At 71.1% G+C, this 13,939-nt stretch carries 13 protein-coding genes and 1 tRNA gene; 8 read left to right on the top strand and 6 right to left on the bottom strand.

Features of this window, described 5'->3' with window-relative positions; genetic code table 11:
- Positions 1–40: 40 nt before the first annotated feature.
- The 3 genes from OHB00_RS48935 to OHB00_RS48925 all read left to right on the top strand — a co-directional run bounded on the left by OHB00_RS48935 (position 41) and on the right by OHB00_RS48925 (position 2,561).
- A complete protein-coding gene (locus tag OHB00_RS48935; protein ID WP_406445254.1) occupies positions 41–958 on the top strand; it encodes an NADP-dependent oxidoreductase in 918 nt (305 codons plus the stop codon).
- Between the two features lie 100 nt (positions 959–1,058).
- Positions 1,059–1,916 (top strand): DMT family transporter, encoded by an 858-nt coding sequence (locus OHB00_RS48930; RefSeq protein ID WP_406445252.1) that lies wholly within the window; start codon positions 1,059–1,061, stop codon positions 1,914–1,916.
- Positions 1,917–2,123: 207 nt separating this feature from the next.
- Positions 2,124–2,561, top strand: a complete 438-nt coding sequence (locus OHB00_RS48925) for a universal stress protein (RefSeq protein ID WP_406445251.1) — start codon at positions 2,124–2,126, stop codon at positions 2,559–2,561.
- 64 nt (positions 2,562–2,625) lie between these two features.
- Here the strand turns inward: OHB00_RS48925 and OHB00_RS48920 are convergent, their stop codons facing one another.
- The 4 genes from OHB00_RS48920 to OHB00_RS48905 form a co-directional block, all read right to left on the bottom strand.
- Positions 2,626–3,132 (bottom strand): MarR family winged helix-turn-helix transcriptional regulator, encoded by a 507-nt coding sequence (locus tag OHB00_RS48920; RefSeq protein WP_406445249.1) that lies wholly within the window; start codon positions 3,130–3,132, stop codon positions 2,626–2,628.
- 63 nt (positions 3,133–3,195) lie between these two features.
- Positions 3,196–3,774: a hypothetical protein gene (locus OHB00_RS48915; RefSeq protein WP_406445247.1), complete on the bottom strand. Its 579-nt coding sequence runs from the start codon at positions 3,772–3,774 to the stop codon at positions 3,196–3,198.
- A gap of 189 nt (positions 3,775–3,963) precedes the next feature.
- Positions 3,964–4,377 carry a DUF6069 family protein gene (locus OHB00_RS48910; RefSeq protein ID WP_406445245.1) on the bottom strand — a complete coding sequence of 138 codons (414 nt, stop codon included), beginning with the start codon at positions 4,375–4,377 and terminating at the stop codon, positions 3,964–3,966.
- Positions 4,378–4,580: 203 nt separating this feature from the next.
- Positions 4,581–6,965, bottom strand: a complete 2,385-nt coding sequence (locus OHB00_RS48905; RefSeq protein WP_406445243.1) for an ATP-binding cassette domain-containing protein — start codon at positions 6,963–6,965, stop codon at positions 4,581–4,583.
- Between the two features lie 323 nt (positions 6,966–7,288).
- Here OHB00_RS48905 and OHB00_RS48900 point away from each other — a divergent pair, with 323 nt between their 5' ends.
- From OHB00_RS48900 to OHB00_RS48890, 3 genes are all read left to right on the top strand, one after another.
- A complete protein-coding gene (locus tag OHB00_RS48900; RefSeq protein ID WP_406445241.1) occupies positions 7,289–8,281 on the top strand; it encodes a phospholipase D-like domain-containing protein in 993 nt (330 codons plus the stop codon).
- A gap of 131 nt (positions 8,282–8,412) precedes the next feature.
- Positions 8,413–9,249, top strand: coding sequence for a PaaX family transcriptional regulator C-terminal domain-containing protein (locus OHB00_RS48895; RefSeq protein WP_406445239.1), 837 nt, complete (start codon positions 8,413–8,415; stop codon positions 9,247–9,249).
- A 184-nt stretch (positions 9,250–9,433) separates the two neighbouring features.
- Entirely contained in the window at positions 9,434–11,464 is a 2,031-nt protein-coding gene (locus OHB00_RS48890; RefSeq protein ID WP_406445237.1) for an NAD(+) synthase, read from the top strand.
- A gap of 141 nt (positions 11,465–11,605) precedes the next feature.
- Here OHB00_RS48890 and OHB00_RS48885 read toward each other — a convergent pair whose 3' ends face one another.
- Positions 11,606–12,070: a PaaI family thioesterase gene (locus OHB00_RS48885; protein WP_406445235.1), complete on the bottom strand. Its 465-nt coding sequence runs from the start codon at positions 12,068–12,070 to the stop codon at positions 11,606–11,608.
- A 79-nt stretch (positions 12,071–12,149) separates the two neighbouring features.
- Complete coding sequence (locus OHB00_RS48880; protein ID WP_406445233.1) at positions 12,150–12,734, bottom strand: TetR/AcrR family transcriptional regulator; 585 nt, start codon at positions 12,732–12,734, stop codon at positions 12,150–12,152.
- Positions 12,735–12,920: 186 nt separating this feature from the next.
- Here OHB00_RS48880 and OHB00_RS48875 point away from each other — a divergent pair.
- Positions 12,921–12,993 (top strand) — tRNA-Gly (locus tag OHB00_RS48875).
- Between the two features lie 249 nt (positions 12,994–13,242).
- On the top strand, positions 13,243–13,854 hold the full coding sequence (locus OHB00_RS48870; RefSeq protein WP_406445232.1) for a hypothetical protein: 612 nt from the start codon (positions 13,243–13,245) through the stop codon (positions 13,852–13,854).
- Positions 13,855–13,939: the final 85 nt, after the last annotated feature.

The following is a 13,939-nucleotide window of genomic DNA, read 5'->3' as shown; positions in this document are numbered from 1 at the left end:
CATCACACGGCCGTTTCGTCCCCGGGACGGTGAGGGCGCGATGAGAGCGGTCCGGTTCCACGGTTACGGCGGGATCGAGGTGCTGCGGGTCGAGGAGGTGGCGCGGCCGACGCCGGGCCCCGGGCAGGTGCTGGTCGAGGTCCGGGCCGCCGGGATCCAGCCCGGTGAGGTGATGATCCGCGAGGGGGCCCGGCACGGGCGATGGCCGGCGACGTTTCCCTCCGGTCAGGGAAGCGATCTGGCCGGCGTCGTGGTCGAGGCCGGCCCCGAGGTGCGTGGTTTCGCGGTGGGCGACGAGGTTCTCGGCTTCACCCACAACCGGGCGAGCCACGCGGAACTCGTCGTGGTGGAGGACGTGAACCTGGTCTCCCGCCCGCAGGAACTCGCCTGGGACGTGGCGGGATCACTGTACGTGGCCGGCACTACCGCCTACGCCACGGTGTTCGCCGTGGATCCGCAGCCAGGCGACACCGTCGTGGTGTCCGGCGCGGCCGGCGGAGTCGGGTCGCTCGCCGTGCAGCTCGCGCGCCGGCGCGGTGCCACCGTCATCGGGCTGGCGAGCGAGCGGAACCACGCCTGGCTGGCGGAACACGGAATCGTCCCGGTCGCCTACGGGCCCGACGCGGCCGAGCGGGTCCGGCAGGCCGCGGGCGGGAGCGTCGACGCGTTCATCGACACCTTCGGTGACGGCTATGTGGAGATGGCCGTGGAACTCGGGGTACGGCCCGAGCGGATCAACACCATCCGCGACTGGTCCGCCGCGGCCGGAGTGGGCGCACGGACCTACGGGGAGGGCTCCGCCGCGTGCGCGGTCGTACTCGGCGAGCTCGCCCGGCTCGCCGCACGCGGCGAACTGGACGTGCCGATCGCCGGTACCTATCCGCTGGAACGCGTGCAGGACGCGTTCCGTGACCTCGAAGGGCAGCATGCCCAAGGGAAGATAGTCCTCAGGCCGTAACGGTGGGCGGGGCGCCGGCAACGGCGGTGAACTGCGCGTTCGCCCGTTGGCTGCGGGCGTCGCGGCGCAGCGGGCGGGCTGCTCGGGGCATGCTGGAACCATGATGGTGCTCGCCGTGGTCTTCGCCGCCCTGGGTGCCGTCAGCAATGCGGCGGGTACGGCCTTCCAGCGCAAGGCCGCGTCCACCCTGCCGGGCCGCACCGGACTGCGCCTGCTGCTCGCGCTGGCCCGGCGGCCCGCCTGGGCCATCGGGATCGCGGGAGTCACGGGAGCAGCGGTCTTCCAGGCACTCGCCCTGATCAACGGCCCGATGGCGCTGGTGCAGCCCCTGTTCATGCTGGAGCTGCCGTTCGCCCTGCTGATCGCCGTGCCGTTGCTGCACCGTCAGCCGAACCCGGCGGGCTGGTGGGCGATCGCGGGCGTGGTGGCCGGGCTCGCCCTGCTGCTGGCATCGGCCGCACCGCACGGCGGCCGGCAGCAGGCCTCGATGATGCGCTGGATCCCGGTCCTCGCCTTCGCTCTGGGCGCCATCGCCGTCACCGTGCTGCTCGTACGGTCCTCCTCGTCACCGTTGTTCCGCGCGGCAGCCCTGGCCGCGGGGGCCGCGATCGGCAACGCGCTGGCCGCCGCGTTCATGAAGTCGGCCACCGGCCGCCTCGCCGACGCGGGCCTGGTCGCCTTCCTCACCACCTGGCAGACCTACGCCTGCGCGCTCACCGGGATCGCGGCGCTGATGTTCCTGGAGAACGCGCTGCAGGCCGGTCCGCTGGTCGCCTCCCAGCCGGCGCTGACGATCGGCGACGCGGCGGTGAGTCTGACCCTGGGCGTCATCCTGTTCGGTGAGTCGGTCCGTACCGGCTGGTGGCTGCTGCCCGAGGCGACCGGGGCCGCTCTGATCCTGTGGGGCGTCGTCCGGTTGACCCGGGTCGTACCGCACCTCAAGGACGTCACGGGGTAAGGCTGCCCCAAGGCCGATGCCGTCCGGTTTCCAGCAGTTCAGTGGGTGTTACACAGACCCGCCGCTCGCCGGTCCCGGGGGCGGTGAGATGATCACCGGGTGGGGTGGAAGAACTCGTTCGGCGCCGGACGCGCCGACCCGACACGCCGTGATCCGGCGTCCCTGATCACCGAGTTCCCCTTCCGCTCCCCCGGAAGGGGAACAACCGTGTCCGTGTTTCAGCGCATCCTGGTAGCCGTCGATCCCGGCCCCGCCCGCCGGTCCGCCGTGCGTCTGGCCGGTGAGCTGGCGCAGGTGACCAACGCCGAGGTCCGCGTCGTACACGTCATCACGTCGGCCGTCTCCGTGGCCACGGTGGTCGCGCTGGAGGACGACGCCGAGGCGAAGGCTGTCCTGGACGACGCGCTGGCGGTTCTGCGCGACCAGGGGATCAAGGCCGAGGGGACGCTTGTCCGTGGGCTCACGACGCAGGTCGCGGAGGTCATCTCGGAGACGGCGGAGGAGTTCGGCGCCGATCTGATCGTGCTCAGCCCCCACCACCGCGGCGCTGTCGAGGCCCTGTTCGACCCGCGGGTCAGCGACGCCGTCGCGCACCGCACCAACACGGCGGTCCTGCTCGCCCCGGAGGGCGGCACCAAGGCCTGACCGGCAGGGTCATCGCTCCCGGGCCCGCCGCGGACACTGCCCGTCCGGCGGGCGCGCCGGTCTGCTACCGCCGCCGCCAGGGCAGCGCTTCCTGTTCGTCACCGTCGGCGTCCATCCGCTGGAGGGCGGCGTTGATCGCCTCGCCGATCACGGCGAACTGGGTCACCTGCTCGGGGGTGAGGGCGTCGAAGACGGCTCGGCGGACCGCCGCGACATGGCCCGGGGCCTCGCGCTCCAGGAGGCCCAGGCCTTCCGGGGTCAGGACGGCCAGCTGGTTGCGGCGGCTCGCGGGGTCCTCGCGGCGGTCGACGTAACCGGCCTCCTGGAGGCGGGTCACGGCGTGGGTGAGGCGACTTCGGGTGATCTTCAGGCGTTCGGCCAGCTCGGACATGGTCAGGCTGTGGTCCCTGACCGAGGACAGGTGGGCGAGCAGGGTGTAGTCGGCGTGTGTCATCCCCGCGTCGCGCCGCAACTGGCGGTTCAGGTGGTCGGACAGATGCGTGGAGAACTGGACGTACGCCAGCCACGCCCGTCGTTCCTCGGGATTCAGCCAGCGTGGCGTCGCGGTCATGCGCGTACCTTAACGACCCGCGTTTGACTATTCAAACTTTCCTTCGATGCTCTACCGAGTCCGTCAGGCGTCCTCGGCGCCCTTCACGTCGGATGGGATACCGCTCGTCGAGGATTCCAGGGTGACGAACAGCGGCATCTTGTGCAGCGGTGGAGGTTCACCCTCCAGGCCGAGTCGCTGCCAGGCCAGCCGAGCCGAGATCTTCAGCACCCGACGCGCGCGCATGATGAGCAGGAAGGCGAGCGGCAGTTCCACCAGCACGGCCGAGGCCATGCTCCCCCAGACATCGCCTCGTCCCCAGCTCAAGGACACGTCGAACCAGGCGTCGCAGACCAGGAGCGTGGCCGCCACGAAAGACATCGGAATCAGGGCCTGCCGCCCCCGCCAGACGGCCACCCCGGCACCGGCCAGCGACACGAGCAGCAGTACGTCGAAGCCCACCCACACCATGGGCCAGTACCGAGCCTCGAAGCGATCGGGCAGCGAGACGGCCAGGTAGACGGTCCAAGGGACGAGCACGAACACGCACAGGGCCAGTTGCCCCACCGCCCGTCGCCGGCGGCGGCGCACCGTGGGACCGTCCAGTGAGAACGCCTCGACCGTCGTAGCTGCCGAAGCGCTGGGACTGCTCTGTTCGCTCATCCTTGCCTGTCCGTGATTCCAGTTCCCCGCCGGAGCCGACTCCGCCGGTGACCGCACCGCTGATCGCTCTTCGATGGTACGGCGGGCTCCGGTCCCGCCCGCAGGCGGAGTCACCGCTGCAGACGTGCTGTTCCGACAGGGTGGCGACGGCGCCGGGAATCCCGGCGGGCGCCGCGCCCGGCGCCGGCCCTACGACAGCGGCATCACCTTGCGGTAGGCGAACACGGCGATCACCGCGACGGCGACATGCATGAGCAGCAGCGCACCGACGCCGATCGCACCGCCGGAACCGAAGAGCAGGAAGTCTGGGACGAACGACACCACTACGACGGCGGGAACCAGCCGGCGGGTCAGCGCCTCGGGGTCCTTCGACACCTTGCGCACGATGATCCAGCCCAGGGCGCCGATCACGGTCCCGACCGCCGTCAGGAAGATGTACGACCCGGCCTTCAGCGGCTGGAAGTCGTCCGGCGCGCCGGCGGCGAGGGCGATCAGCGAGATCACCGTGTCGGCGAGCGAGGCCACCACGATCGCGGCCAGGACACCTCCCGCCACGACGAGCGGACGACGGCGGACGGCGACTGCCTCAGAGGTAACGGACACGACAACTCCAGGGGAGGACGACTGCGCGAGCAACCAGGAAGGGTGTGTTTGAAGGATCAAACAGATGCCAGTGTCGTCCGATGCATTTGAGGTTTCAAGCTCTGGATCCTGTCAGTCACCTACCAAGTGCCGGGCATGGCAGACGGCGGTGCGCAGGGACCTCCGCGAAGGCGTTCCCGCGCACCGCCTCGCACCGCACTCGCTCAGGCGCCGACGTACTCCGCGAGGTGCTTGGCGGTGAGGGTCGAGCGGGCGGCCACCAGGTCGGCCGGGGTGCCCTCGAAGACGAGGCGGCCGCCGTCGTGGCCGGCGCCGGGGCCGAGGTCGATGATCCAGTCGGCGTGGGCCATGACCGCCTGGTGGTGCTCGACGACGATGACCGACTTGCCGGAGTCGACCAGCCGGTCCAGCAGGCCGAGCAGCTGCTCGACGTCGGCGAGGTGCAGACCCGCGGTCGGCTCGTCGAGGACGTAGACGCCGCCCTTGTCGGCCATGTGGGTGGCCAGCTTGAGGCGCTGGCGCTCGCCGCCGGACAGGGTGGTGAGCGGCTGCCCGATGGTGAGGTAGCCGAGGCCGACGTCCTTGAGCCGCTGGAGGATGCGGTGGGCCGCCGGGGTGTGCGCCTCGCCCGCGGCGAAGAACTCCTCGGCCTCGGTGACCGGCATCGCCAGTACCTCGCTGATGTCGCGGCCGCCGAGGTGGTAGTCGAGGACCGACGCCTCGAACCGCTTCCCGTCGCACTCCTCACAGGTGGTGGCGACGCCCGCCATCATCGCCAGGTCGGTGTAGATCACGCCGGCGCCGTTGCAGGTGGGGCAGGCACCCTCGGAGTTGGGACTGAACAGGGTGGGCTTGACGCCGTTCTGCTTGGCGAAGGCCTTGCGGATCGGGTCGAGCAGTCCGGTGTACGTCGCCGGGTTGCTGCGCCGGGAGCCGCGGATGGCGCCCTGGTCGACGGAGATCACCCCGGCGCCGGCCGGGATCGAACCGTGCACCAGGGAGCTCTTGCCGGATCCGGCGACACCGGTCACCACGGCGAGGACGCCGAGCGGGATGTCGACGTCGACGCCCTGCAGGTTGTGGGTGGACGCGCCGCGGATCTCCAGGGTGCCGCTGGGCTTGCGGACGGTGTCCTTGAGGGCGGCCCGGTCGTCGAAGTGGCGGCCGGTGATGGTGCCGCCGGTCCGCAGGCCCTCGACGGTGCCCTCGAAGCAGACCGTGCCGCCGCCGGCCCCGGCGCTGGGGCCGAGGTCGACGACGTGGTCGGCGATGGCGATCACCTCCGGCTTGTGCTCCACGACGAGCACGGTATTGCCCTTGTCGCGCAGCCGCAGCAGCAGGGCGTTCATGCGCTGGATGTCGTGCGGGTGCAGGCCGGTGGTGGGCTCGTCGAAGACGTAGGTGACGTCGGTGAGCGAGGAGCCGAGGTGGCGGATCATCTTGGTGCGCTGGGCCTCGCCGCCGGACAGGGTGCCGGCCGGCCGGTCGAGCGAGAGGTAGCCGAGGCCGATCTCCACGAAGGACTCCAGGGTGTGCCGGAGCGCCCCGAGGAGGGGAGCCACCGACGGCTCGCCGAGTCCCCCGACCCAGGCGGCTAGGTCGCTGATCTGCATCGCACAGGCGTCGGCGATGCTGATCCCGTCGATCTTCGAGGAGCGGGCGCCCTCGCTCAGCCGGGTGCCGTCGCAGTCGGGGCAGGTGGCGAAGGTGACCGCCCGTTCCACGAACTCGCGGATGTGCGGCTGCATCGACTCCTTGTCCTTGGAGAGCATCGACTTCTGGATGCGCGGGATCAGACCCTCGTAGGTCATGTTGATGCCGGCGATCTTCATCCGGGTCGGCTCCCGGTGCAGGAAGTCCTGCAGCTCCTTCTTGGTGAACTTGCTGATCGGCTTGTCCGGGTCGAAGAAGCCGGACTCGATGTAGAGGCGGGAGTTCCAGCCGCCGCCCTTGTAGCCGGGGACGGTGATCGCACCCTCGTTGAGGGACAGGGTCTCGTCGTAGAGCTGGGCGAGGTCGAGGTCGGTGACGGCGCCGCGGCCCTCGCAGCGCGGGCACATCCCGCCGGTGATGCTGAAGCTGCGGCGCTCCTTCACCTTCTGCCCGGCGCGTTCGACGGTGACGGCACCCGCCCCGCTGATCGAGGCGATGTTGAAGGAGAACGCCTTGGGCGAGCCGATGTGCGGCTTGCCGAGGCGGCTGAAGAGGATGCGCAACAGGGCGTTGGCGTCGGTGGCGGTGCCGACGGTGGAGCGCGGGTCGCCGCCCATCCGCTGCTGGTCGACGATGATCGCGGTGGTCAGTCCTTCGAGGACGTCGACCTCGGGGCGGGCCAGGTTGGGCATGAAGCCCTGGACGAAGGCGGGGTAGGTCTCGTTGATCAGCCGCTGCGACTCGGCGGCGATGGTGTCGAACACCAGCGAGCTCTTGCCCGAGCCGGAGACTCCGGTGAAGACCGTCAGCCGGCGCTTCGGGATCTCGATACTGACGTCCCTGAGGTTGTTCTCCCGCGCGCCGTGCACGCGGATCAGGCCGTGGCTGTCGGCCACGTGCGGTGTGGGCGTCGTCGTCCCGGTCTCTCTGGCCATGCTCGAACCCGTCTCCGTCTGCTGCGCGGCGTCTGCGTCGATCGCCGCCACGCTAGCCGGGGAGGAAGATCCGTGCTTCTCCATTCCTGACCGGCCCCGCCCGCCCGCCTGCTCCCAGGCGTTCGGCTACGAAGATTTTGCGTTCTCGCGGGATGCCCATGAACCGGCCCCCACCTGGGGCGAGTCCGTTATGTCCGCCTGCTCGCCCCACAGGTAACGGCGAGTTCACCCGCCTTCCCTTCCTCGGCAGTCTACGCGCGTGGTGTCATGCCCACGCTCACCCACCCCCCACGTGAGCGTCTACTCGACTAGGAGTCACGCACATGCTGTCGAAGCTTCTCGTTCGCGCGGGTGTCGCCCTGGCGGCCGGCACGGCCGTGGTCGCCACCGCGGTCCCCGCGAACGCCGCGAGCTACTCCGCGTTCGCCTTCTCGCTGAGCAGCAGCGAGCCCACGATCTACGACTTCGTCAACTCGGCCACCACCTCCCTCGACATGACGATGTACGAGCTGGAGGACACCACGGCCGTCAACGACCTCATCGCCCTGAAGAACAAGGGCGTCACCGTGCGGGTCGTCCTCGACCAGGCACACAAGAGCGCCAACAACTCCGCCTACACCGCCCTCACCAACGCGGGTGTGGGCGTGGCGTGGTCGCCGTCCAGCTTCGTCTACACCCACCAGAAGACCATCACGGTCGACGGCACCAAGTCGCTGGTCCTGACGGGCAATCTGACGTCCCAGTACTACTCGACCGGCCGGGACTACGGCGTCTTCACCGACGACACCCGGGACGTCGCGGCGATCGAGAAGGTCTTCAACGCCGACTACGCCGGCACCTCGATCACCCCCACCGACGGCGACCACCTGCTCTGGTCCCCCACCGACTCGCGCAGCCGCCTGCTGACCGTGATCAACGCCGCCACCAAGACGCTCGACGTCGAGGAACTGGAGTTCAGCGACAGCACGGTGGTCAACGCCATCGTCGCCAGAGCCGAGGCGGGCGTGAAGGTGCGGGTCGTCCTGGAGACACCGGGCGACTACTCCAGCGAGGTCTCCGCCATCAAGGCCGCCGGCGGCACGGTCGTCGGTTACTCCGACCCCGCCGGCTTCTACATCCACGCCAAGGCCATGGTCGCCGACTACGGCCTGTCCACCCAGGAGGTGGAGGCCGGCTCCATGAACATCAGCAGCAACTCCCTCTCCAGCAACCGTGAGTTGGGCATCATCCTCACGGGCACCGGGGTGGCGCAGTCGGTGGCCACGACCGTCGAGACCACGTTCAACAGCGACTACGCGGGCGGCACCGCCGCGTAGCGATCCGGGTTCACCGCCCCGTCCCGGCCGCGCCTCGGCACGGCCGGGACGGGTGTTCCAGGCCGTCGCGTCAGCGCCCGGTGGACGCCCCGTCTCCTTTACGTCCGCCGCATGGCCGTAATCTTGCGCACGTGAACGCCGAGATCGCCCTGGAACCCCTGGACGCCCCGCAACCCCGGCCGCAGTCGCTCCTGCTCGCCTTCTTCGGCAACCACGTACTGGAGCAGGGTCCGCTGGCCGTCTACTCGGGCAGCATCATCACGGTCCTGGGCCGGGCGGGCGTGGGCGAACAGGCCGTGCGCTCCACGCTCACCCGCATGGTCAACCGGAACCTGCTGCAACGCCAACGCCAGGGCCGCAGGATGTACTTCGGCCTGACGCCCCTCGCCGCCCAGATCCTGCACGACGGCCGGCGCCGCATCTGGGAGAACGGTGCCGTCAACGACGACTGGGACGGCTCCTGGACCCTGCTCGGCTTCTCGCTGCCGGAGTCCTGGCAGCGCCAGCGGCACGATCTGCGCTCCCAGCTCGGCTGGTCGGGTTTCGGGCCGCTCTACAGCGGCCTGTGGATCGCGCCCGGCCGGGTGGACGTCTCCGCCGTCGTCGCCGAACTCGGACTCTCCGCGCACGTGAAGATCTTCCACGCGCTGGCCGACCAGGCGACGGACATCGACCTCATGATCCGCGACACCTGGGACCTTGAGTCGATCGCTGCCCGGTACGAGGACTTCCGCACCCGCTGGGAGGCCTGGCGTGCCGGTCCCGGCGACGACGCCGTCGTCACCCGGCTGCGGCTGGTCAGCGAGTGGCTGGACATCATCCGCACCGATCCGCGGCTGCCCGTCCGGCACCTGCCGGCCGGCTGGCCGGCCCACGAGGCGGAGACCACCTTCCACCGCGTCGCGGCCGAGACCGAGGCTCCGGCCCGCCGGATGGCCGCGGCCCTGCTGGAGACCACGCCCCTGTGACCCGGCCGTGCGGCGGCCGGCCGTCGCACGGCCTGCCCGCAATCCCTGGTCAGCCGAGATCATCGGGCGATCTATGCTGCTCGGGGCAGGAGGTTCGCCAGATCGCCGCAGAAGAGGGTACCCGTGTACGGCGACGCTCTCTGTCCGGCATCCGCACCATGTCCGTCTCTCCCGAGGAACCCCGTTGAACTTCTGGTCGATCTATGAGCACGGCTTCGCGCGCATCGCCTCGTGCACGGGCCACACCGTCATCGCCGACCCGCTCGCCAACGCCGAGGCGGTCCTGCGGCAGGCCCGCCGCCGCTCCGAGGAGGGCGTCGCGGTGGCGGTCTTCCCGGAGCTCGGCCTGACCGGTTACTCGATCGAGGACCTGCTGCTCCAGGACGCGGTGCTCGACCGGGTGGAGGAGGCCGTCGCCGCGGTCGCGGCCGGCTCGGCCGGGCTGCTGCCGGTCCTCGTCGTCGGCGCGCCGCTGCGGCACCGCAACCGGGTCTACAACTGCGCGGTCATCGTGCACCGCGGCCGGATCCTCGGGGTCGTGCCCAAGTCGTACCCGCCGAACTACCGGGAGTTCTACGAACGCCGCCAGATCGCCGGGGGCGACGACGAGCGGGGCGGCACCATCCGGATCGGCGGCGAGAGCGTGCCGTTCGGGGTGGACCTGCTGTTCGAGGCGGAGGACGTCCCCGGACTCGTGCTGCACGCCGAGATCTGCGAGGACATGTGGGTGCCGGTGCCGCCCAGCGCGGAGGCCGCGCTGGCGGGCGCGACCGTACTGGTCAACCTCTCGGGCAGCCCCATCACGGTCGGCCGGGCGGACGACCGGAAGCTGCTGTGCCGCTCCGCGTCGCAGCGCTGTCTCTCCGCCTACGTCTACGCGGCGGCCGGGCTCGGCGAGTCGTCGACGGACCTGTCCTGGGACGGCCAGACCATGATCTACGAGAACGGCGCACTGCTGGCGGAGACGGACCGGTTCCCCCTGGGCGACCAGTACGCGGTGGCCGACGTGGACCTGGACCTGCTGCGGCAGGAGCGGGCCCGGATGGGCTCCTTCGACGACAACCGCCGTACCCACGCGGCCCGCACCGGCGGCTTCCGGACCGTTCCCTTCCGGCTCGACCCGCCGACGGCGGACCTCGGACTGCGCCGCCGCGTCGAGCGCTTTCCCTTCGTCCCGGCCGACCCGCAGCGGCTCGCCCAGGACTGCTACGAGGCGTACAACATCCAGGTCGCCGCGCTCCAGCAGCGACTGGCCGCGATCGGCGGCCCGAAGGTGGTCATCGGGGTGTCCGGCGGCCTCGACTCCACGCACGCGCTGATCGTCGCCGCCCGGGCCATGGACCGCGCGGGCCGCCCGCGCAGCGACATCCTGGCCTTCACCCTGCCGGGCTTCGCCACCGGCGAGCACACCAAGGGCAACGCGCACCGCCTGATGAACTCGCTCGGCGTGACCGCGGCCGAGCTGGACATCACGCCGACCGCGCGGCTGATGCTCCAGGAGATGGGCCATCCCTTCGCCGCCGGCGAGCCGGTCTACGACGTCACCTTCGAGAACGTCCAGGCCGGTCTGCGCACCGACTACCTGTTCCGGCTGGCCAACCAGCGCGGTGGCATCGTCCTCGGCACCGGCGACCTGTCGGAGCTGGCGCTGGGCTGGTCGACGTACGGCGTCGGCGACCAGATGAGCCACTACAACGTCAACTCCGGGGTGCCGAAGACGCTGATCCAGCACCTGATCCGCTGGGTCATCAGCAGCGAGCAGTTCGACCCGGAGACCGGCCGGACCCTTGCCGCGATCCTCGACACGGAGATCAGCCCGGAGCTGGTGCCGGGCGAGGAACTGCAGTCCACCGAGTCCAAGATCGGCCCGTACGCGCTGCACGACTTCACCCTCTACCAGGTGCTGCGGCACGGGTTCAGGCCGTCGAAGATCGCCTTCCTGGCGTGGCACGCCTGGCACGACCGGGACGCGGGCGCCTGGCCGCCCGGCTTCCCCGAGGCCGAGCGCAAGGCGTACGACCTGGCGGAGATCCGGCACTGGCTGGAGTACTTCTGCCGCCGGTTCTTCGCCTTCGCCCAGTTCAAGCGCTCGGCGATGCCGAACGGCCCGAAGGTCTCGGCGGGCGGCTCGCTCTCCCCGCGCGGTGACTGGCGTGCCCCGTCGGACAGTTCAGCGAAGGCCTGGCTGCACGACCTGGCCCGCGTCCCGGAGTAACCGCCCGGCCACGAGCGTCCGTGGCCGGGTACGTGCGTGGCCGGGTACGTGCGTGGCCGGGTGCGTGCGTGGCCGGGTGCGTGCGTGGCCGGGTGCGTGCGTGGCCGGGTGCGTGCGTGGCCGGGTGCGTCCGGTCGGCCTTCAGCCGCCGGCCGGATGCATGACAAGGCAGGTGGTGGTGGCGTGGGCGATCAGTTTCCCGCGCTCGTCCAGCACCTTGCCCTCGGCCGTGGCGGTGGAGCGGCCGACGTGGATGACGTTGCCCTCGGCCGTGAGGGTCTGGCCCGCGGTGTGGGCGGCGCGGATGTAGTTGACCTTGAGTTCGAGGGTGGTGTAGCCGACGCCGGCGGGCAGGGTGGTGTGTACGGCGCAGCCCATCGCGGAGTCGAGGAGGGTGGCCGCGATGCCGCCATGGACGATGCCCAGGGGGTTGGCGAAGTCGGGGCGGGTGTCGAGCGAGATGACCATGCGGCCGTGCTCCACCTCGTCGAATCGCATGCCCAGCAGCCGGCCGATGGAAGGGGTCGCGGAGTCGGCGGGCGGCGCGGTCTGTATCCAGCGCATCAGTTCGAGGCCGGACAGGGCGGCGAGGTCGGTGGTGGACACGGGTGGCTCCTCGGTGTGCTGGTGGTGGTGCGGGCCGGTCCGCCTTCGGGCAGCGGGCCGCGGTGGGTGACACTGGTCTTCACCGGCCGTGGAAGGCGTGGCTCAGCAGTTCGCGCAGTTCGGTGGCGGCCGCGTCCAGCGGTGCGGTGGTCTGTTCGGCACGGCACAGGATCACGGCGCCTTCGAGGGCGGCGATGACGAAGGCCGCCAGCCGGGCGCTGCGTGCCTGCGGGACACCGTGCCGGCAGAAGTGCGCGGCCAGCGTCTTCTGCCAGCGCGCGAAGACGGCGGCGGCCGAGCGGGCGAGCTGGGGCGCCTCGTCGTTGGTCTCCGCGGCCACGGCCACGACCGGGCAGCCGACGCGGTAGTCGCTCTCCGCCAGCCGCTGCCGCCACAGCGCGAAGAAGGAGTCGACCGCTTCCAGGGGGTCCTCGGCCTCCATGGCGGCGTCGATCCGCCTCGCCATGAGGTCGCCGGAGCGGGTCACCGCCTCCTCGATCAGCTGAGCGCGGCCGCCGGGAAAGTGGTGGTAGACGGAGCCGCGGGGGGCGCCGGTGCGGGCGAGGACACGGTCGATGCTGGTGGCGCCGGCGCCGTACTCGCGCAGCAGCTCCGACGCACCGCGGAGCATGCGTTCCCGGCTGTCGCTTCTGCGCGGGCTCACGCGACCACCGCTTCCTTCCTTGGGGCCTTGGAGGACCCACCGCTTCCCTACGATGCGGTAACTTATGGTGTACACCATAGAAGATGCAAGAGCTCCTGCCGAGCACCCGGGCCGGTTCGTGGCCGGCGTCCCGGCCGGGGTAGACCCGATCTTGAGCGAGGCGCCCAACTCCGGGTGGCGCGCGTTGCGTTGGTGGTCCAAGGAAAGACGCCCCGCTTCCTGCGGGGAGATGCGGGTGCGAGGCCTGCCCGGCGCTCCACTCGAAGAGCCCCGCTCCTGATCCGTCAGGGGCGGGGCTCTTCGCATGGGCGGCCCGCACCGGCGGCCGGGCGCACTCTGACGGGCGAACATCCGCCCGACACTCGGACGGAGCCAGGCGGCGGGGCAAACCACAGGTCAGGGCCATTGCCGTGACCCGGTCGGCGCTGTGCGTGGCCCGTGACCGGTTGCGGGGCCTCTCCCCGCTTCCCACGGTGGGCGCAAGACAGCAGTTCTCGAAAGGAATCCCATGCGCGCCCTAGTCTCCCGCGGCCTCCTCGTCTCCCCTGTAGTCTGTGCCGCCCTGGTCCTCGGCCCGGCGGCCGCCTCCGCTGCCGCCGCCGACGCCGGCCGAGAAGCGACGGGACCCGGTGTCGCGCGGACGGCTCTGCGGCCCGGCGCCGACCTCGCCGCACTCCTCGACCGGTTCGCCGCGACGGGCACGACGCGGCACGACCGCGTCCTCGCACCCCTCCTGGACGCACTGCCTGGCCTCACCACGGCGCAGGGCACCCGGATCGACCCGGCACGGGCAGCCGCCTACGCCAAGGCGCTGCGGGTGTGGAGCAACGAACTCCAGGAGCGGCTGCGGCACCTGGACGCGGGCTCCGCCGGCCGCGCGCACCGGGCCGCGCCTCGGGCGGCCGACCCCGTCACGGACCTGCTGAACGCCATCGAGTCCGCCGTCGACAAACTGCTCAGCTCGCTGACCTCGCTCGACCTCGGCGGGGTGGTGAGTGCCGTCACCGGGCTGCTGGACCCCCTCCTCGACGCGGTCACCGGTCTCCTCGGCGCCGTGCCCGCGCTGCCGGCGCTGCCTTCCGCGGACAGCCTCGCCTCCACGACGACGGTCGCCCCGTGAGGAACTGACACAACGCCGGCGAAGTGCCCCGCCTCGGACCGCCCGGAGACCCGGTCGGTCCGGCGCTACACCGGGTCCCTGCCGG

Source organism: Streptomyces sp. NBC_00631 (genome assembly GCF_045206895.1).
Classification (GTDB): Bacteria; Actinomycetota; Actinomycetes; order Streptomycetales; family Streptomycetaceae; genus Streptomyces.
Note: the sequence above shows the minus strand (reverse complement) of the source record. Positions and strands in the feature narration are given on the sequence as shown.